The organism is Pseudomonas sp. (genome assembly GCF_049590575.1).
Lineage (GTDB): Bacteria > Pseudomonadota > Gammaproteobacteria > Pseudomonadales > Pseudomonadaceae > Aquipseudomonas.
On the sequence record NZ_JBAWDE010000346.1, the window covers coordinates 13,331 to 31,896 of the forward strand.

At 59.7% G+C, this 18,566-nt stretch carries 13 protein-coding genes and 4 tRNA genes; 15 read left to right on the forward strand and 2 right to left on the reverse strand.

The genetic code is table 11. From position 1 onward, the window contains the following. The first annotated feature begins 164 nt into the window (after positions 1–164). The 13 genes from uvrB to WBR57_RS23815 all read left to right on the forward strand — a co-directional run bounded on the left by uvrB (position 165) and on the right by WBR57_RS23815 (position 12,105). The gene (gene uvrB, locus WBR57_RS23755) at positions 165–2,180 is read left to right on the forward strand and encodes an excinuclease ABC subunit UvrB (protein ID WP_424087197.1); all 2,016 of its coding nucleotides are present in this window, start codon (positions 165–167) and stop codon (positions 2,178–2,180) included. Positions 2,181–2,365: 185 nt separating this feature from the next. Then, a complete protein-coding gene (gene gltX / locus WBR57_RS23760) occupies positions 2,366–3,847 on the forward strand; it encodes a glutamate--tRNA ligase (protein ID WP_053128828.1) in 1,482 nt (493 codons plus the stop codon). 147 nt (positions 3,848–3,994) lie between these two features. Beyond that, positions 3,995–4,070: transfer RNA gene (locus WBR57_RS23765), tRNA-Ala, on the forward strand. A gap of 78 nt (positions 4,071–4,148) precedes the next feature. Next, positions 4,149–4,224, forward strand: a tRNA-Glu gene (locus WBR57_RS23770). Between the two features lie 50 nt (positions 4,225–4,274). Further along, positions 4,275–4,350: transfer RNA gene (locus WBR57_RS23775), tRNA-Ala, on the forward strand. Between the two features lie 81 nt (positions 4,351–4,431). Next, positions 4,432–4,507 (forward strand) — tRNA-Glu (locus WBR57_RS23780). Positions 4,508–4,689: 182 nt separating this feature from the next. Further along, positions 4,690–5,229: a TetR/AcrR family transcriptional regulator gene (locus WBR57_RS23785; protein WP_065904511.1), complete on the forward strand. Its 540-nt coding sequence runs from the start codon at positions 4,690–4,692 to the stop codon at positions 5,227–5,229. 15 nt (positions 5,230–5,244) lie between these two features. Beyond that, positions 5,245–6,078, forward strand: coding sequence for an alpha/beta hydrolase (locus WBR57_RS23790; RefSeq protein ID WP_424087200.1), 834 nt, complete (start codon positions 5,245–5,247; stop codon positions 6,076–6,078). Between the two features lie 41 nt (positions 6,079–6,119). Beyond that, positions 6,120–6,554, forward strand: coding sequence for an acyl-CoA thioesterase (locus tag WBR57_RS23795; protein WP_424087202.1), 435 nt, complete (start codon positions 6,120–6,122; stop codon positions 6,552–6,554). A 55-nt stretch (positions 6,555–6,609) separates the two neighbouring features. Next, complete coding sequence (locus tag WBR57_RS23800) at positions 6,610–7,581, forward strand: tRNA dihydrouridine synthase (protein ID WP_424087204.1); 972 nt, start codon at positions 6,610–6,612, stop codon at positions 7,579–7,581. A 559-nt stretch (positions 7,582–8,140) separates the two neighbouring features. After that, on the forward strand, positions 8,141–9,694 hold the full coding sequence (locus tag WBR57_RS23805) for a hypothetical protein (RefSeq protein ID WP_424087206.1): 1,554 nt from the start codon (positions 8,141–8,143) through the stop codon (positions 9,692–9,694). 85 nt (positions 9,695–9,779) lie between these two features. After that, positions 9,780–10,706: a hypothetical protein gene (locus tag WBR57_RS23810; protein WP_424087208.1), complete on the forward strand. Its 927-nt coding sequence runs from the start codon at positions 9,780–9,782 to the stop codon at positions 10,704–10,706. A gap of 73 nt (positions 10,707–10,779) precedes the next feature. Next, positions 10,780–12,105 (forward strand): hypothetical protein, encoded by a 1,326-nt coding sequence (locus WBR57_RS23815; protein WP_424087210.1) that lies wholly within the window; start codon positions 10,780–10,782, stop codon positions 12,103–12,105. A gap of 4 nt (positions 12,106–12,109) precedes the next feature. On the opposite strand, the gene WBR57_RS23820 is transcribed toward WBR57_RS23815, so the two are convergent. Together WBR57_RS23820 and WBR57_RS23825 are read right to left on the reverse strand one after the other, a co-directional pair. Beyond that, positions 12,110–15,388 (reverse strand): EAL domain-containing protein, encoded by a 3,279-nt coding sequence (locus WBR57_RS23820; RefSeq protein WP_424087212.1) that lies wholly within the window; start codon positions 15,386–15,388, stop codon positions 12,110–12,112. A 66-nt stretch (positions 15,389–15,454) separates the two neighbouring features. Further along, the gene (locus WBR57_RS23825) at positions 15,455–16,345 is read right to left on the reverse strand and encodes a LysR family transcriptional regulator (RefSeq protein ID WP_424087213.1); all 891 of its coding nucleotides are present in this window, start codon (positions 16,343–16,345) and stop codon (positions 15,455–15,457) included. Positions 16,346–16,485: 140 nt separating this feature from the next. On the opposite strand from WBR57_RS23825, the gene leuC reads away from it, so the two are divergent. Then, a complete protein-coding gene (leuC, locus tag WBR57_RS23830) occupies positions 16,486–17,904 on the forward strand; it encodes a 3-isopropylmalate dehydratase large subunit (RefSeq protein WP_122673451.1) in 1,419 nt (472 codons plus the stop codon). 10 nt (positions 17,905–17,914) lie between these two features. Then, on the forward strand, positions 17,915–18,559 hold the full coding sequence (gene leuD / locus WBR57_RS23835; RefSeq protein WP_424087215.1) for a 3-isopropylmalate dehydratase small subunit: 645 nt from the start codon (positions 17,915–17,917) through the stop codon (positions 18,557–18,559). Positions 18,560–18,566: the final 7 nt, after the last annotated feature.

Genomic DNA, 18,566 nt, shown 5'->3' on the forward strand with positions numbered 1-18,566 from the left:
TCCTAGACGGCAGGTCAGATGAATGCCTTGAAACCCGTCACATTCGGCACCACTTCTATGGCTATCATGGTTTTTTCCTGCAACCTGCGATGATTTTTCGCGGGTTGCTGAGCTTTTTTCGTCCCTGGCAGTTTCGCGTCTGGGGTGACTTCACGAGGTACGTTATGTCGGATTTCCAGCTCGTCACCCGCTTTGAACCCGCCGGCGATCAACCGGAAGCCATTCGCTTGATGGTCGAAGGCATCGAAGCCGGCCTGGCACACCAGACGCTGCTCGGGGTGACCGGTTCAGGCAAGACCTTCAGCATCGCCAACGTGATCGCGCAGACCAATCGCCCGACCTTGGTGCTGGCGCCGAACAAAACCCTGGCAGCCCAGTTGTATGGCGAGTTCAAGGCGTTTTTCCCGAACAACGCCGTGGAGTATTTCGTTTCCTACTACGACTACTATCAGCCCGAAGCGTATGTGCCGTCCTCGGATACCTTTATCGAGAAGGATGCGTCGATCAACGACCACATCGAGCAGATGCGGCTGTCGGCAACCAAGGCGCTGCTGGAGCGCAAAGACGCGATCATCGTCACCACGGTGTCGTGCATCTATGGTTTGGGCAGCCCCGAAACCTATTTGAAGATGGTGCTGCACGTCGACCGTGGCGACAAGCTCGACCAGCGCGAACTGCTGCGGCGCCTGACCAGCTTGCAGTACACGCGCAATGACATGGACTTCGCCCGCGCGACCTTCCGGGTGCGCGGCGACGTGATCGACATCTACCCGGCCGAATCCGACCTGGAGGCGATCCGCATCGAGCTGTTCGACGATGAAGTCGAGAGCCTGTCGGCCTTCGACCCGTTGACCGGCGAGGTGATCCGCAAGCTGCCGCGCTTCACCTTCTACCCGAAAAGCCACTACGTGACCCCGCGTGAAACCCTGATGGGCGCCATCGAGGGTATCAAGACCGAATTGGCCGAGCGCCTGGAATACTTGCGTTCCAACAATAAGCTGGTGGAAGCCCAGCGCCTGGAGCAGCGCACCCGGTTTGACCTGGAGATGATTCTGGAGCTGGGCTACTGCAACGGCATCGAAAACTACTCGCGCTACCTCTCGGGCCGCGACTCCGGGCAGGCGCCGCCCACCCTGTTCGATTACCTGCCGGATGACGCCTTGCTGGTCATCGACGAGTCCCACGTCAGCGTGCCGCAGGTCGGCGCAATGTACAAAGGTGACCGCTCGCGTAAAGAAACCCTGGTGGAATACGGCTTCCGCCTGCCGTCGGCGCTGGATAACCGGCCGATGCGTTTCGACGAGTTTGAAAGCATCAGCCCGCAGACCATTTTTGTCTCGGCCACGCCGGGCAACTACGAAGCCGAGCACGCCGGCCGCGTGATCGAACAGCTGGTGCGCCCGACCGGTCTGGTCGACCCCGAAATCGAAATCCGCCCGGCACTGACCCAAGTGGACGATTTGCTCTCGGAAATCACCAAGCGCGTGGCGCTGGAGGAGCGAGTGCTGGTGACCACGCTGACCAAGCGCATGTCCGAAGACTTGACCGACTACCTGGCCGACCACGGCGTGCGCGTGCGCTACTTGCACTCGGACATCGACACCGTTGAGCGCGTGGAAATCATCCGCGACCTGCGCCTGGGTGTGTTTGATGTGCTGGTGGGGATCAACCTGCTGCGCGAAGGCCTGGACATGCCCGAAGTGTCGCTGGTGGCAATCCTGGACGCGGACAAGGAGGGCTTCCTGCGCTCCGAGCGTTCGTTGATCCAGACCATTGGCCGTGCGGCACGTAACCTCAATGGCCGGGCGATTCTGTACGCGGACCGCATCACCGGTTCCATGGAGCGCGCGATTGGGGAGACTGAGCGCCGGCGTGACAAGCAGATCGCCTTCAACCTGGCCAATGGCATTACCCCCAAGGGCGTGTTCAAGGACGTCGCCGACATTATGGAAGGCGCCGTGGTGCCGGGCTCGCGCAGCAAGAAGCGCAAGGGTATGGCCAAGGCTGCCGAGGAAAGCGCCAAGTACGAGAACGAATTGCGCTCGCCGAGTGAGATCACCAAGCGGATCCGGCAGTTGGAAGAGAAAATGTACCAGTTGGCGCGGGATCTGGAGTTTGAGGCCGCCGCTCAGACGCGCGATGAGATTGGCAAGTTGCGCGAGCGGTTGCTGGCGGTTTGATTTGAGAGGATCAACTGGCCTCATCGGGGGCAAGCTCCCTCCCACATTTGACGGTGTTCACAAATCAAAGTGTGGGAGGGGCTTGCCCCGATGGCTTTACCGCGGTCTGCCAGAATCACCCAAGCTGGTGTTACCATTCGCCCCTTGTTTCAATTTTCAGTTTTATCGCCCATTCGAGACCTGCCATGACCACCGTCCGCACGCGCATCGCGCCATCGCCTACTGGGGATCCCCACGTCGGCACTGCCTACATCGCCTTGTTCAACTACTGCTTTGCCAAGCAGCACGGCGGTGAATTCATCTTGCGGATCGAAGATACCGACCAGCTGCGTTCCACCCGTGAGTCGGAACAGCAGATTTTCGACGCCTTGCGCTGGTTGGGCATTACCTGGGCCGAAGGCCCGGACGTCGGTGGCCCGCACGGCCCGTATCGCCAGAGCGAGCGCAGCGATATTTACAAGCAGTACACCCAGCAACTGGTCGACATGGGCCATGCGTTCCCATGCTTCTGCACCGCCGAAGAGCTCGACCAGATGCGCGCCGAGCAACAGGCCCGTGGCGAAACTCCGCGCTACGACGGCCGCGCGCTGCTGCTGTCAAAAGAAGAAGTGGCCCAGCGCCTGGCCGCCGGCGAGCCGCACGTGATCCGCATGAAAGTGCCGAGCGAAGGCGTGTGCGTGGTGCCGGACATGCTGCGCGGTGACGTCGAGATCCCGTGGGACCGCATGGACATGCAAGTGCTGATGAAGACCGACGGCCTGCCGACGTACTTCCTGGCCAACGTGGTCGACGATCACCTGATGGGCATCACCCACGTGCTGCGCGGCGAAGAGTGGTTGCCGTCGGCGCCTAAACTGATCCTGCTCTACGAATACTTCGGCTGGGAACAGCCACAGCTGTGCTACATGCCGCTGCTGCGTAACCCGGACAAGAGCAAGCTGTCCAAGCGCAAGAACCCGACCTCGGTGACCTTCTACGAGCGCATGGGCTTCATGCCCGAAGCGATGCTCAACTACCTGGGCCGCATGGGCTGGTCGATGCCGGACGAGCGCGAGAAGTTCTCGCTGCAGGAAATGGTCGATAACTTCGACCTGTCGCGTGTGTCTCTAGGTGGGCCGATTTTCGATATCGAGAAACTCTCGTGGCTCAACGGCCAATGGCTGCGTGACTTGCCGGTGGAAGAGTTCGCCAGCCGCGTGCAGCAATGGGCGCTGAACCCCGAGTATATGATGAAGATCGCGCCGCTGGTGCAGGGCAGGGTAGAGACGTTCAGCCAGGTCGCACCGCTGGCGAGCTTCTTCTTTGCCGGTGGCGTGAACCCGGACGCCAAGCTGTTCGAGTCCAAGAAGCTTTCCGGCGACCAGGTTCGCCAGTTGATGCAGTTGATCTTGTGGAAGCTCGAAAGCCTGCGCCAATGGGAGAAGGATGCGATTACTGCGACGATTCAGGCCGTGGTCGAATCCCTTGAGCTGAAATTGCGCGATGCCATGCCGCTGATGTTTGCCGCGATCACCGGGCAGGCCAGTTCAGTGTCGGTACTCGATGCGATGGAAATCCTCGGCCCGGACCTGACGCGTTTCCGTCTGCGCCAAGCCCTTGATTTGCTTGGTGGTGTGTCGAAGAAAGAAAACAAAGAGTGGGAAAAGCTGCTGGGCGCTATCGCTTAAGCCGGCTGTGGTAACGACGAAACCCCGGTTTTCCGGGGTTTCGTCGGTAAGTGATTGTTATCCCGGCAAAAAATTTTGGAAATAGTTGAAAATAAATTTGACACGTTTCCAAACCGCCATTAAGATTCGCCCCGTCCTCACCGATGAGGGGCTATAGCTCAGCTGGGAGAGCGCTTGCATGGCATGCAAGAGGTCAACGGTTCGATCCCGTTTAGCTCCACCAATTTACAGGTTCAAGGTCTGGCCACACCGTCCTTGAATTGATCAGCGCTCAACGCTGGTCAGGTGTACAGAAGGTTTTGTCCCCTTCGTCTAGTGGCCTAGGACACCGCCCTTTCACGGCGGTAACAGGGGTTCGAGTCCCCTAGGGGACGCCAGTTTCAACAAGCAGCTCGCAAGGTCTGCTGCGTCGCGAGACGAAAAATCCGGGGCTATAGCTCAGCTGGGAGAGCGCTTGCATGGCATGCAAGAGGTCAACGGTTCGATCCCGTTTAGCTCCACCAATTTTACAAGTTCAAGGTTTTGGCCACTCCATCCTTGAATCGATCAGTTCTCAGCGCTGATCAGTTGTATAGAAGGTTTGTGTCCCCTTCGTCTAGTGGCCTAGGACACCGCCCTTTCACGGCGGTAACAGGGGTTCGAGTCCCCTAGGGGACGCCACGATTACCCGCTCTGCGGGATTTTTAAGGGTCATTCAATTATTGAATGGCCCTTTTGTTTGTCTGGCGTTTGGCCAATTCTCTCCTCAATTCCAATCCTGTGTTCTGACCAGTGGTCACGCCTGTCGCTTGCGAAATATTATTATGGTAATAATATTCAACCCATGAAAGTCGGAGGCAACGATGAACGATAAAAAAGCGCAAACCCGCGAACGTATTCTGCAAGCCGCCAGCGCCGCATTGATCCAGCGTGGCCCGGCCGAGCCGAGTGTGGGTGAAGTCATGGGCGCGGCGGGGCTGACCGTCGGTGGTTTCTACGCGCACTTTGAAAGCAAGGACGCGCTGATGCTGGAGGCCTTCACGCAGTTGTTGGCCCGGCGGCGTGCGTCGATTGACGATATGGATGCCCAACTGACCGGCGAAGAGCGCCGTGGCCTGGTGGCGGCGTTCTACCTGTCGCGCAAGCATCGCGACTCAACCGCCCAGGCATGCCCGATCCCGGCCACCGTGGGTGAGATGGCGCGCCTGCCGGACGCCTTCCGCGATGCCCTGAACGAGCATGTGGAGCTGATGGCCGCCCAGCTCGCCGCCAGCCCCGAAGACACCGACAAGGCGCTGGCGGACATGGCCCTGATGATCGGCGGGTTGGCTTTGGCGCGCGCCCTTGGGCCGGGTGAGTTGTCGGACCGCGTATTGCGCGCTGCCAAGTCGGCAGTGCGCTAGGGGAGGGATTGCAGGATGGGCGCGTTAACCTGGATTCGTCGTATTAACGGCACACTGGGGCACCTGGCACCGCAAACGGTCGCCCACAAGATGCGGCGTGCCTTCATGACCCCGCGCGACCTGCCGCCACGCGACTGGGAGCTGCCGCTGCTGGCGCAATCGGAGCGCATCACCTTACGCTTTGGCCTGTCGGCGCTGCGCTGGGGGCAAGGCCCCGCAGTGTTGTTGATGCACGGCTGGGAAGGTCGCCCGACCCAGTTCGCCAGCCTGATCCGCGCATTGGTCGATAACGGCTATTCAGTGATCGCCCTGGACGGCCCCGCCCACGGCCGCTCGCCGGGGCGCGAAGCGCATGTGCTGCTGTTTGCCCGTGCCATGCTCGAAGCGGCTGCCGAGTTGCCGCCGCTGCACGCAGTGATCGGCCATTCGATGGGCGGCGCCAGCGCGATGCTGGCGGTGCAGCTGGGGCTGCGTACCGAGGTGCTGGTGAGTATTGCGGCGCCTTCGCGCTTTCTGGATGTGCTGCGTGGCTTTACCCAAATGGTCGGTTTGCCGGCACGCGCGCGCGCTGCGTTTATCCGGGAAGTGGAGCTGGCCTTCGGCATGCCGCTCAAGCACTTGGATGTGGCCCACTACCAGATGAATATCCCCGGGCTGATCGTACACGCCGAAGACGACACCTTCGTCCCGGTCAAAGCGTCTCATGCCATCCACGAAGCCTGGTTCGACAGCCGCCTGCTGCGCCTGGAGCAGGGCGGTCACCAGAAAGTGCTGGCCGACCCGCGGGTGATTGACGCTGTGCTGGCGCTGTTGGCCGGTCCTGCGCTACAGGCACGGCAAACCGCCTGATACACTGCTGCCCGCCGACACTAATCGACTGGGAGCACCGCATGGGCTGGGATTTGGCAACGCCGTTTATCATCGATCTGCAGGTCGTCGCTGAAGATATCGACGGGCTGGGGCATGCCAATAACGCGGTGTACGTGTCCTGGCTGGAGCGCTGCGCCTGGCGCCATTCCCAGCGGCTTGGACTGGACCTCACCGAATACCGCCGCCTCGACCGCGCCATGGCGGTGGTGCGCCATGAAATCGACTACCTGGCGGCCGGCTACGAGGGCGACGAGCTGCAGTTGGCCACCTGGATCGTCGACTGGGACCAGCGTCTGAAGATGACCCGCCGCTTCCAGCTGGTACGCCCGCGCGACGGTGTGACCTTGCTGCGCGCGCAAACCACCTTTGTGTGCATCGAGCTGTCCTCCGGCAAACCCAAGCGCATGCCGACGGAGTTTCTCTACGGTTACGGCCCCGCCCTGACCGGGGGTTAACGGTTGCCGTAGGAAACCCAGTAAACTGCGCCACGATTTTTGTTGAGTGTTTTCCATGCAAATTGCTTTGGCGCCCATGGAGGGGTTGGTCGACAACATCCTGCGGGACGTGTTGACCCGTGTGGGCGGTATCGACTGGTGCGTGACCGAATTCATCCGCGTCAATGACCGACTGCTGACCCCGGCGTATTTCCACAAGCTCGCTCCGGAACTGCTGCACGGTGCCCACACCGCAGCCGGTGTGCCGTTGCGCGTGCAATTGCTTGGCTCCGACCCGGTGTGCCTGGCGGAAAACGCCGCGCTGGCGTGTGAACTGGGCTCCCAGGTGATCGACCTGAACTTCGGTTGCCCGGCCAAGACCGTCAACAAGTCCCGCGGCGGAGCGGTGCTGCTCAAGGAGCCTGAGCTGCTCAACCAGATCGTCGAGCACGTACGCCGCGCCGTCCCGGCGCATATCCCGGTCACGGCAAAAATGCGCCTGGGCTTCGACAGCCCGGATGGCGCGCTGGTGTGCGCCACCGCCCTGGCTGAAGGCGGCGCGGCGCATATCGTGGTGCATGCGCGCACCAAGACCGACGGTTACAAGCCGCCGGCGCACTGGGAGTGGATCCCGCGGGTGCAGGAGGTGGTCAAGGTACCAGTGTTCGCCAACGGTGACATCTGGAGCGTTGAAGACTGGCGGCGTTGCAGGGAAATCAGTGGTGTCGAAGACATCATGCTCGGTCGCGGCCTGGTGGCGCGCCCGGACCTGGCCCGGCAGATTGCGGCGGCGCGTGCGGGGGAAGAGGTGGTTGAAATGACCTGGGCACAGATGCAGCCAATGCTTCAAGCGTTCTGGCGGCAATCGGTGGCGCAGTTGACAGAGCGTCAGGCGCCCGGTCGATTGAAGCAATGGTTGGCGATGTTGACCCGCAACTATCCCGAGGCGGTTGAGTTGTTCACCGCGATGCGTCGCGAAACAGACTTGGAGCAAGTAGGACGATTATTAGGGATGCCCGGTGAACCGTCCGAGGCTCAGGGCTCGTAATATCGGCTTTATATATATCTACGTTTCAGTCGTTAACGTGAAAGGCGCTGCGGGCGCCTTTTTTTGTGGCTGAAATAAAGTGAAGGTGCATTACGTTCAAAGCAGTGGTTAATAACCAAACATGCCTGGAGGATGAAGTGGTTTCCGAGTGTGTGTAAAAAATAATGATGTTTTTGTTTAACTGATGCAAAAATTTTATAGCCGGTAGTTTTTGAAGTTGGCGCGCGATAGTTGCGCGTGCGCTAACTAACATGCTCATGCTTTGATGATAACGTGTGGGTGATGTCATCAAGTTTCACCGCGAGCTGACTGTTGCGCTTTGTATCGGGGTTTGCGCGTTGGCCGCGCGCTACGCCTATGGTTTGCTGGCTGTCCATAGGAAAAAGTCTCTGGTGGGCAATTGGTTTCCTTATGTTAGCTCGGATTATAGGAACTCAACGCTCTGGCGCTCCACGAAAGTAGGGAGTGTCAGCACTCGCACTTCATGCACATCCCAATAACGTCGAGGTTTTCCCGGGCCGTGTGCCGCCCCGGAGAAATACTGAACAAGGAAAAATATATGTCTAATCTGCCGATTACTAATTCAGTGTCCATGAACCAAAACTATCTTCCACAAGCGCGGGAGTTGCCTAAGGCTGATAAAGCTCGCGACCCGCTGTTGTCCAAAGCGTTTACCAACGCAGTGGTCGATAATAGCGCGGCGCTGAAAGACGGTAACGTAATGATTAACAGGGACGCCTTGGAGCGGTTATTCGACATGTTCGAATCGGCCGTTCGGGCGATACGCACTTTGTTGTCGAACCAAGGCATATTGCCCAAGTCGACGCCCGATGCGGATCCTTTGAAAAAAGCCCTGTCAGAGTCCAGCCCTGATCTGAAATTGAATTCAGATAAATCGCTGAAGCCAGGCAATAAGATGGATTCGAAATTAACCACTGCGGCAGAGGCCAATGCCAAAACGAAGTTGCTTTCGAATGCTGCCTCAACACTCGTCATGGGGGAGGGGACACAGCCACAAGCCCCCGCAACAGGTACGCTGAAGTCGAAATTGCCCTCTGAACCGGCGTCTGACAAGCCGCAGACTGCTGCCATGACGCCTAAGGCGCTCAAGGCTGACACGAAATTGCTGTCCGATATCGCGGCCAAGGCAATGCCGGATGCGCATTCTCGGGCTGAGTTGTTGTCAGGGAAAACCAAGTCAACATCGCCAGTCGACGTCACGCCCAAGGAAATCAAGGCTGATGGGAAATCGCTCTCGGAGATCGCCGCAAAAGCGCTTTCGGACGCGGCCAAGCAGGTCAAGGTGACGCCAGAGACCAAAACGCTATTGCCGGTGTTACCCGGCAAGGACCTCAAGAATAGCCCTGATGGGGTGACGCAGACAAAAACACTGCACCGCGATGCGCCAGGAGTGAAGGTGGATACGGCGCAGGAAAACAAGCAGGGGACTGATATCAACGTGAATGTTCAGGTGTTCAACTGCGGCTTTCACCACCCGGAGGCGAACGTCATTTCATACCGCAGCGACACGCTACACGTTGATGGCCAGCCAGCGCCAAAGTTGAACACGCCGAACCAGCCAAAGCTCGACGGTCAGCCGAAGCCGACGCCAGGCTTGAAAACGCCGGACCAGCCAAAGCTCGACGGTCAGCCGAAGCCGATGCCAGGCTTGAACACGCCGGACCAGCCAAAGTTCGACGGTCAGCCGGAGCCGATGCCAGGCTTGAAAACGCCGGACCAGCCAAAGCTCGACGGTCAGCCGAAGCCGATGCCAGGCTTGAAAACGCCGGACCAACCAAAGCTCGATGACCAGCCGAAGCCGATGCCGAAGTTCAATAAGCCGAACGAACCGAGGGGTGACACCCCTCCGCCAATGGTGCGGAGCACGCCAAACACGCCAAATGGCGATAACAAGCCCCCGGTAGGAACACCGGGTACGAATACCAAATCGGAAGGACCGCTCCCGGCTTTCACGCCTGAACCCCGCCCCAAGCTGGATCTCACTGCGCCTGGGCCTGCCGATGAGCAATCAGTGGGGATCTTCAATAGCCGCAACCGGAACCGGTTCGATAATGCCTGGGCGTCCAACGCCGGTCGCCCGATCAGGGCGTAAGTCACACGACTTTATTCCTGACCTGTATCAATGAGGTGGCCCCCTTGGCTGTTGATGCAAGGGGGTATTTTATAAAGGTGAGTTTATGTCTGGTTTGTCGATTAATAATCCGTCCGTTATAAGGCCCGACTATCAGTTGATCGAGTCGTACCGCCCCACGTTGGTAACCAATGCTTCCAGAGGGGGGAGCATCCGAGGCCCTAACGTTCCAACTTATGGCCATGAGTTGCGCGATCGCTTTAATAAACAATCAGCGATGTCACAGATGCTTGAAAGGGTCTTCGGGTGGATTACTTCTCTACCCCGCATGCTGGGTTGGCAGCGTCCCGGCATCGCACCTCAGGTGCCATTTGTGCCCAAGCCGCAAGTGCAGCCCGAATCCGTACCGGCGACAACTGACCCCCAGGCCAATCCACTTCCAGCGCTTTCCAGCAAACGTGATGGCGCCAAGGCCGATGACATTTTTGGCGATTTCCGTCAGGGGCCTGGTGGCAACTGTGTAACGGTCTCGGCCATTAAGGTCGCCATGGCTAAGTTTGGTCAAAGCCCGACGGATATATTTAAAGAAGTTCGAAAAGAGCGAGACGGTTATCAGGTCACCATGCGCGACGGCTATTCGCTCTTTTTAAGCCAGCAGGAGTTGTCTCAGGGCGCGCGCGCTTCGAGGTTTGTTGGCCGCGATAAAGAAATGCTCAAGGACGCCCATTTTTTGTTTGCAGTCAGCGCCAAGCGAGCTCAATTGGAAAACAATGATGGCACTGCAAAGCGCAGCTTCACACACGCATTACGTAGCTTAAACAATGGTGAGGATGAATATGGCCCCGGTGAGGGCTTACTGCGCTTGGGCTTGAGTCGGCACATCGAAAGTGTACCCGTCAGTCAACTTGCCGATGGCGAACTCGGCATGGTCAATCGCAGGGGGCACTCTGCGGCGGTGATCAATGGTGTTGAAGAATTCTATGGGAAAAGGGGCCGTTCTCCGCGGCGCGGCGAGGCGCTGGCGTTGAGGTAATGCCGGCCGCTCAATCGGCTCGTTAGTTGTTCATAAATAATCCGTTATTCATTTAATCCCGAAGGAACACGAGATGATGACCTCAGTTTCAGGCATGTCTGTGCCTGTAAAGAACACACACTGTGCGCATTACCCGCAGGGCACATCCGCCGCATTTTTCGCGAATTCACCTGCACACATGAGTGCTGAAAAGCCCAGGGATATCCTTCATGCATTTAACGCCACGGAGCGTCGGTTTGGTGAGTTGTTTGATGTCAGCACCCATGCCGCGGTGATCAAGATGATGATGCTCAGGTTTGGTCAGAGCCCAGCGCACGTATTTGCTCAGGTTAAGCCAGTGGCAGATGGGTACAACGTGATGATGAAGGACGGCTTGGAGGTCCACCTTGCGCAGCATGAGCTGCAGCTCGCCGCCAGTGCCACACGGTTCGCCGGCAATGATCAGGGGGTGATAAATGACGCCAACTTTATCTTTGCGGTGTTTGTTAAACGCAAACAGTTGGAAGTGCCTGGCCGCAGCTTTGAATCGGCCCTGGCGAAGACACTGGAAGGCGAAACGGCCCAACGCGTCTTGAAGGGCATGGGCATGATTGGCTTTATGCAGTATGTCGCCAGCGATCAGATGCGCGGCAGGGGCGCGGTCGGCGTGGTCGACACGCAAAACTTCGCGTCGGCGCTGGTGCTGGAAGGGACCCGGCACAATTACCAGCAACAACAACCGGTCGCACGCACTTACGGTTACATGCTGACTGGGGATGACGCAGTCGCTGATGACCGTTCGATCGAGCGCGGTAGCGTCAGCGTTTCCAACGTGCCGGTAGGCGTCAAGCCGGGTGATATCTGGGGCGGCTTTTATCAGGGGGTCGAGGGCAATTGCGTGACGGTTTCGGCGATGAAGGCCGCGATGATGAAATTCGGCCAGAGCCCGACCGCTATTTATAAGAACATCACGGCCACCGCCAACGGTTATCACGTCACCATGCGCGACGGTTACTCACTGCGTTTGACTTTTGATGAGCTGAAAAAGGCCGAGCAAGGTTCAAACCTGAGGGGCCATGACAAAGACCTGCTCAGGGACGCCAACTTCCTGTATGCGGTGAGTGCCAAGCGGGCGATGCATGAAAATCACGATTTCCGCGCCGCAGAAAGTTTTGAGACAGCAATGGAGACCCTCAATGATGGCGAGTTCCCCGGCGAAGCCTTTCGGCGCTTGGGGCTGTACGCCTATACGCGACCGAGTACCGCCCAGGAATTGGCCGACGGTGCGCTGGGTACCCTGGCAGGCTCGGGGCACTCCGTTGCCGTGGTGAATGGCAACCTGGACTGGTATGGCTTCAAGTCGAAGCTAGCGGGAACGGACTGGAATAACCCCGATTTTCAGGCGATCAAACTGGTGTAGAGCGCTACAACAGCAGTCGCCTGAAACCCTCCACCGGCAACGGGCGACTGTGCAGGTAACCCTGGTACAAATGGCAGCCAAGTCCCTGCAAAAAGGCCAATTGCTCGAGGGTCTCCACGCCTTCGGCAATCACCTCCAGGTTCAAACTGCGCGCCATTGCCACAATCGCGCGGATGATTTCTGCGTCGTTCGGGTCATGGGTCGCGTCACGCACAAACGACTGATCGATTTTCAGCGCATCCACCGGCAGGCGCTTGAGGTAGGTCAGTGACGAATAACCGGTGCCGAAGTCATCCATGGCGAAACTGATGCCGAGCTTTTTCAAGCGGCGCATTTTGCTGATGGTGTCGTCCAGGTTTTGAATCACGATGCCTTCGGTAATCTCCAGCTTCAACAGGGTAAACGGCAGTTGATGGGTGCGCAGGCTGCGCTCGACCCGTTCGACAAAGTCGTTCTGGCGAAACTGGCGGGGGCTGATGTTGACGCACAGGCTGAAATTCAGTGGGTCCACCAAGCCTTCAGCGATCAGTTTAGCGAAAGTTGCGCAAGCTTCGTCGAGGATCCAGGTGCCCACTTCCAGGATCAGCCCGCTGTCTTCCAGCACCTTGATAAATTCCGTCGGCGATTGCGCGCCGAGCTGCGGGTGCTGCCAGCGCACCAGGGCTTCGGCACCGACAATGCGGTTGCCGCGTGCATCCACTTGGGGCTGGTAGTTCACGCTGAACTCGCCGCGGGACAAAGCCAGGCGCAAGTCGGTTTCCATGCGCAGCCGCTCGCTGGCAGTTTTTTGCATGCTGTTGTGGAACATCTGGGTGGCGTTGCGCCCTGAATCCTTGGCGCGGTAGAGGGCGATGTCGGCACGCTTGAGCAGGTCGGCCGGGGTCGAGCCGTGGTCGGGAATCAGCGCCACGCCAATGCTCGGCGTGACCTGCAGGCGGTGGCCATCCAGGAACATCGGCTCCGACAGCAGTTCGCGCAAGGTGTCGGCCAGCTCCTGCACCTGGGCGCTGACCTCCGTGCGCGTGCCCTCCAGGCCGCTGAGCAGCACCACGAATTCGTCGCCGCCCAGGCGCGCGACCGTATCCTCCATGCGCACACTGGCTTCCAGGCGCGCGGTGACGATTTTCAGCACGGTGTCACCCACCGGGTGGCCGAGGGAGTCGTTGATGTGCTTGAAGTGGTCGAGGTCGAGAAACAGCAGCGCGCCGCGCAGGTTGTGGCGCTTGAGCAGGGCGATCTGCTGGCTCAGCCGGTCCATTAGCAGTGCGCGGTTGGGCAGGTTGGTCAGTGGGTCGTGGTAAGCCAGGTGGCGGATCTGCGCCTGGGCATTCTTCAGCAGGCTCACATCCCGCGCGGTCAGCAGCAGGCACGGGGTTTCGTTGAGCGTGATCGGCTCGACCGAGACTTCCACCGCCAGCACATCCCCGCGCTTGTTGTGCCAGAGCATTTCCAGGTGATGGATGCGCCCTTTGATCTGCAGTTCCGCCAGCAGCGCCGAGCGCTGGTTTTCATCGGCCCAGATGCCGATCTGGTACAGCGTGAGGCCGATCGCCTCTTCGGCCCGGTAGCCGGTGAGGCGGCAGAAACCGTCGTTAACCTCGACATAACGGCCGGTGTCACGCTCGGTGATCGAAATCGCATCGGGGCTGGAATGGAAGGCTTTGGCGAATTTCTCTTCGCTGGCCTTCAAGGCAGCCTCGGAGCGCTGCTGCTGGGTGATGTCGCGCAGGGTGGTGACGATGCACGGCAAGTCGCCGACCTTGATCAGCCGGCTGGAAATCACGCAGGTCAACGCTCGGCCGTCCTTGTGGTGCACCACGATGGCCACATTGCTCAGCGCCTGCTCGCGAATCACCCGCTCAATCCGCTGCAGGCGTTTGCTCGACTCGTCCCACAGGCCGATCTGCTCGGCACTCTTGTCGATGATTTCGGCTGCCGTCCAGCCAAAGGTCAGGGTGAAGGCCGGGTTGATCTCGATAAACGCGCCACTGTCCAGGCCGGTGACGCAGATGGGGTCTGGGCTGGCCTGGAACAGGCTGGCGAATTTTTCTTCGGAGGCGGTCAGGCGTTGTTCGCGCTCGACCTGGTCGGTGATGTCCAGCAGGGTGCCGGCCATGCGTATCGGCGCGCCCACGTCGTCGCGGTAGAGGCGCGCGCGGCTTTCCAGGTAGCGCGAGCTGCCGTCCTCGATTTGTACGCGGTAGGTCAGCTGGTAATTGCCGGCCGGGCCTTCGCGCAGGGTGCGATAGGCGTTGCGCATGTTTTCGCGCTCTTCATCGGGCATGCCCTCGAAAAACGCCTCGAAGGACTCGTGGAAGGGCTCGGGCGGCAGGCCATGCAATTGGGCGGCGCGGGCCGAGCCGTAAAGCATGCCGCTGGGGATGTGCCAGTCCCAAGTGCCCAGTTGTGCGGAGTCCAGGGCCAGGTCGAGGCGCTCCTGGCTGTCCTTGAGGGCCTGCTCGGCGTTTTTGCGTTCGGTAGTGTCGAGGAAGGTGCTGAGTAAATACGCCTGGCCGTCCAGCTCGACCTTTTGCGCGCTGAGCGTACCGTCGTGAATCTGGCCGTTGCTGGCGCAGAACTGCACCTCCATGGTGATCGGCTGGCCCTTGCGCTGGGTGGCCTTGACCAATTGCGCGCGTTGCTCCGGGTGGCGCCACAGGCCCAGGTCCAGAGTGGTGCGGCCGATAGCATCGGCCAGCGGCCAGCCGAAGAGCTTCTCGAAATACTGGTTGGCTTCGCTGATCAGGCCGTCGGACTGACGGGTGAGTAACACCATGTTCGGGCACAGATGAAACAGCGTGGCGAAGCGTTTTTCGGAGTGGCTGAGGGCGTGCTCGCGCTCGCGCTGGCGGGTGGTCTCGCGGATCACCCCGATCATGCGGCGCCGCCCGGCCTTGTCCGGCGCCAGGCTGCCGTTGATCTCCAGCCAGTGATGGCTGCCGTCCGGCCATTGGATATGGTGGTGCATGGCCTGCTCGAACGGTTCGCCCGCCAGCACCGCATGAAAAGCCCGCACCACCCGCGCGCGATCCTGCGGCGCGAGCAGGTCAAGGTAGTCAAGGTCCTTGGGCAGCGGTTGGCGCGGGTCGAAGCCGAACAGCGCCTGGGTGCCGCGTGACCAACTGATTCTGCCGCTGTCGATTTCCCAGCACCATGCGCCCAGCCGGGCAGCATTCAAGGCTGCCAGCAACTGCGGGGCGCTCTCCCAGCTCTGCTCCGCCTCTTGAGGGTCAAGGGCGTAGATACGCGGCAGGGGTGGCACGGAATCGACGGGGTTGCGCATTATCAAAGGGCCTTCGCTCAATGGGCGTTCGGCGCGGTTTTAATCAAACCTTGAGGCCGCACAGCTTCATGCCGGAATCCCTGGCAGATCGACTTGTGCATCCAATAGGCTCATGAAAGCCCGCGCAGCATTCGACAGCGTCCTTTCGGTGTGCACGATATAGCCTAGCTGGCGACTGAGTTGTATGCCCGGCAAAGCGATACTTGCCACCTGATCGTCGAGCATGGTGCGCGGCAACACGCTCCAGGCCAGGCCGATCGACACCATCATCTTGATAGTTTCCAGGTAGTTAGTGCTCATCGCGATGTTCGGCGTCAGGCCCTGGGCCTCGAACAGACGGCTGACAATATGGTGTGTGAAGGTATTACCCCCCGGGAAAACCGCCGGGTGCCGGGCAATATCGGCCAGGTTGACCGTACCGTTGGTCGTCAGGCTGTGCTCCGGCGCCACCACGAAATCCAGCGGGTCGTCCCAGACCGGCGTTGCCCGCACCAGATTATGTGGGTCGGGCGCCAAGGTGATCACGGCTACTTCAGCGCGACCATGGAGGATTTCTTCGTAGGCCACTTCCGAATCCAGGAACTGAATATCCAGCGCCACGTTCGGGTATTCCCGGGTAAACGTGCGCAGCACCGGCGGCAGACGGTGCAGGCCGATATGGTGGCTGGTGGCCAAGGTCAGGCGGCCGCTGACTTCGCCGGTGAGGTTGGTCAGGGCGCGGCGGGTGTCGTCGAGCACATTCAGAATCTGATAGGCGCGGGGCAGCAGGGCCCGGCCGGCTTCGGTCAAACCGACTTCGCGACCCAGGCGGTCGAACAAACGCACCTTTAATTGCTGCTCGAGGCCGGCGATGCGTTTGCTGATGGCCGGCTGGGTCAGGTGCAGGCGTTCACCCGCGCCGGAGAAGCTGCCCGTCTCGGCGATGGCAATAAAGGCATTCAGGTTGGACAGATCCATGGTTGTATTCCAGTTGGTAATCCAAAGCATAAAAAATATGAATTTGAGTTATTTAATCTAGCGCCATACCATCAGCCTCACAAGCCAAAGGGTTATTGAAAAGCCCGGCATAGAGAAACACCGCTGATGAGGACCGACTGATGGCCGGCAAAACGCTTTACGACAAGCTTTGGGATTCCCATGAAGTGAAACGGCGCGACGATGGCTCGTCGCTGATCTATATCGACCGTCACATCATCCATGAAGTCACCTCGCCTCAAGCGTTCGAAGGCCTGCGACTGGCCGGGCGCAAGCCTTGGCGCGTCGACTCGATCATCGCCACCCCGGACCACAACGTACCGACCACCCCGGAACGCAAGGGCGGCATCGACGCTATCGTCGACACCGTGTCGCGCCTTCAGGTGCAGACCCTCGACGACTACTGCGACGAATATGGCATCACCGAATTCAAGATGAATGACGTGCGTCAGGGCATCGTCCACGTGATCGGCCCGGAGCAGGGCGCCACCTTGCCCGGCATGACCGTGGTCTGCGGCGACTCCCACACCTCCACCCACGGCGCATTCGGCGCGCTGGCCCACGGCATCGGTACTTCCGAGGTGGAACATGTGTTCGCCACCCAGTGTCTGGTCGCCAAAAAGATGAAGAATATGTTGGTCAAGGTCGAAGGCAAGTTGCCGTTCGGCGTGACCGCCAAGGACATCGTGCTCGCAGTGATCGGCAAGATCGGCACCGCCGGCGGTAACGGGCATGCCATCGAGTTTGCCGGCAGCGCGATTCGCGACCTGTCCATCGAAGGCCGCATGACCATCTGCAATATGTCCATTGAAGCCGGTGCGCGTGTGGGCATGGTCGCGGCGGATGAAAAAACCGTTGAATACGTCAAAGGTCGTCCTTTTGCACCGGCAGGCGCCGATTGGGACGCCGCGGTAGAGGCCTGGAAAGACCTGGTGTCCGACGCCGACGCGGTGTTCGACACCGTGGTTGAGCTCGACGCCGCGCAGATCAAGCCGCAAGTCAGCTGGGGCACGTCCCCGGAAATGGTCTTGGCTGTCGACCAGAACGTGCCGGACCCGGCCAAGGAAACCGACCTGGTCAAACGCGGCTCCATCGAGCGCGCCTTGAAATACATGGGCTTGCAGGCCAACCAGGCAATCACCGACATCCAGTTGGACCGCGTGTTTATCGGTTCCTGCACCAACTCGCGGATCGAAGACCTGCGCGCCGCGGCGGTGATCGCCAAGGGCCGCAAGGTCGCCTCGACCATCAAGCAAGCCATCGTGGTGCCCGGTTCGGGCCTGGTCAAAGCGCAAGCCGAAGCCGAAGGCCTCGACAAGATTTTCCTCGAGGCCGGTTTTGAATGGCGTGAGCCGGGCTGCTCGATGTGCCTGGCGATGAACCCGGACCGCTTGGAGTCAGGCGAGCATTGCGCGTCCACCTCCAACCGTAACTTCGAAGGGCGTCAGGGCGCCGGTGGGCGTACCCACCTGGTCAGCCCGGCCATGGCCGCCGCCGCTGCCGTCAACGGTCGTTTCATCGACGTTCGCGAATTGATCTGAGGAGTACCCGATGAGAGCTTTTACCCAACACACAGGTCTTGTCGCGCCGCTGGACCGTGCCAACGTCGACACCGACCAGATCATCCCCAAGCAGTTCTTGAAGTCGATCAAGCGCACCGGTTTTGGCCCTAACCTGTTCGACGAGTGGCGCTACCTGGACGTGGGCTACGCCTACCAGGACAACTCCAAGCGCCCGCTGAACAAGGATTTCGTGCTCAACGCCGAGCGTTACCAAGGCGCCAGCGTGCTGCTGGCCCGCGAGAACTTCGGCTGCGGCTCCAGCCGCGAGCACGCACCGTGGGCCCTGGAAGAATATGGCTTTCGCAGCATCATCGCGCCGAGCTATGCCGACATCTTCTTCAACAACAGCTTCAAGAACGGCCTGTTGCCGATCATCTTGAGCGATGCCGAAGTGGATGAGCTGTTCAAGGCGGTGGAAGCCGATGTGGGTTATCAACTGACCATCGACCTGGCCGCGCAAACCGTGACCCGCCCGGATGGCAAGGTGTATCACTTTGAAGTCGACGCCTTCCGTAAGCACTGCCTGATCAACGGCCTGGACGATATCGGCCTGACCTTGCAGGACGGTGATGCGATTGCCGCGTTTGAAGCCAAGCACCGGGCGAGCCAGCCTTGGTTGTTTCGCGATGCCTAAATTGATG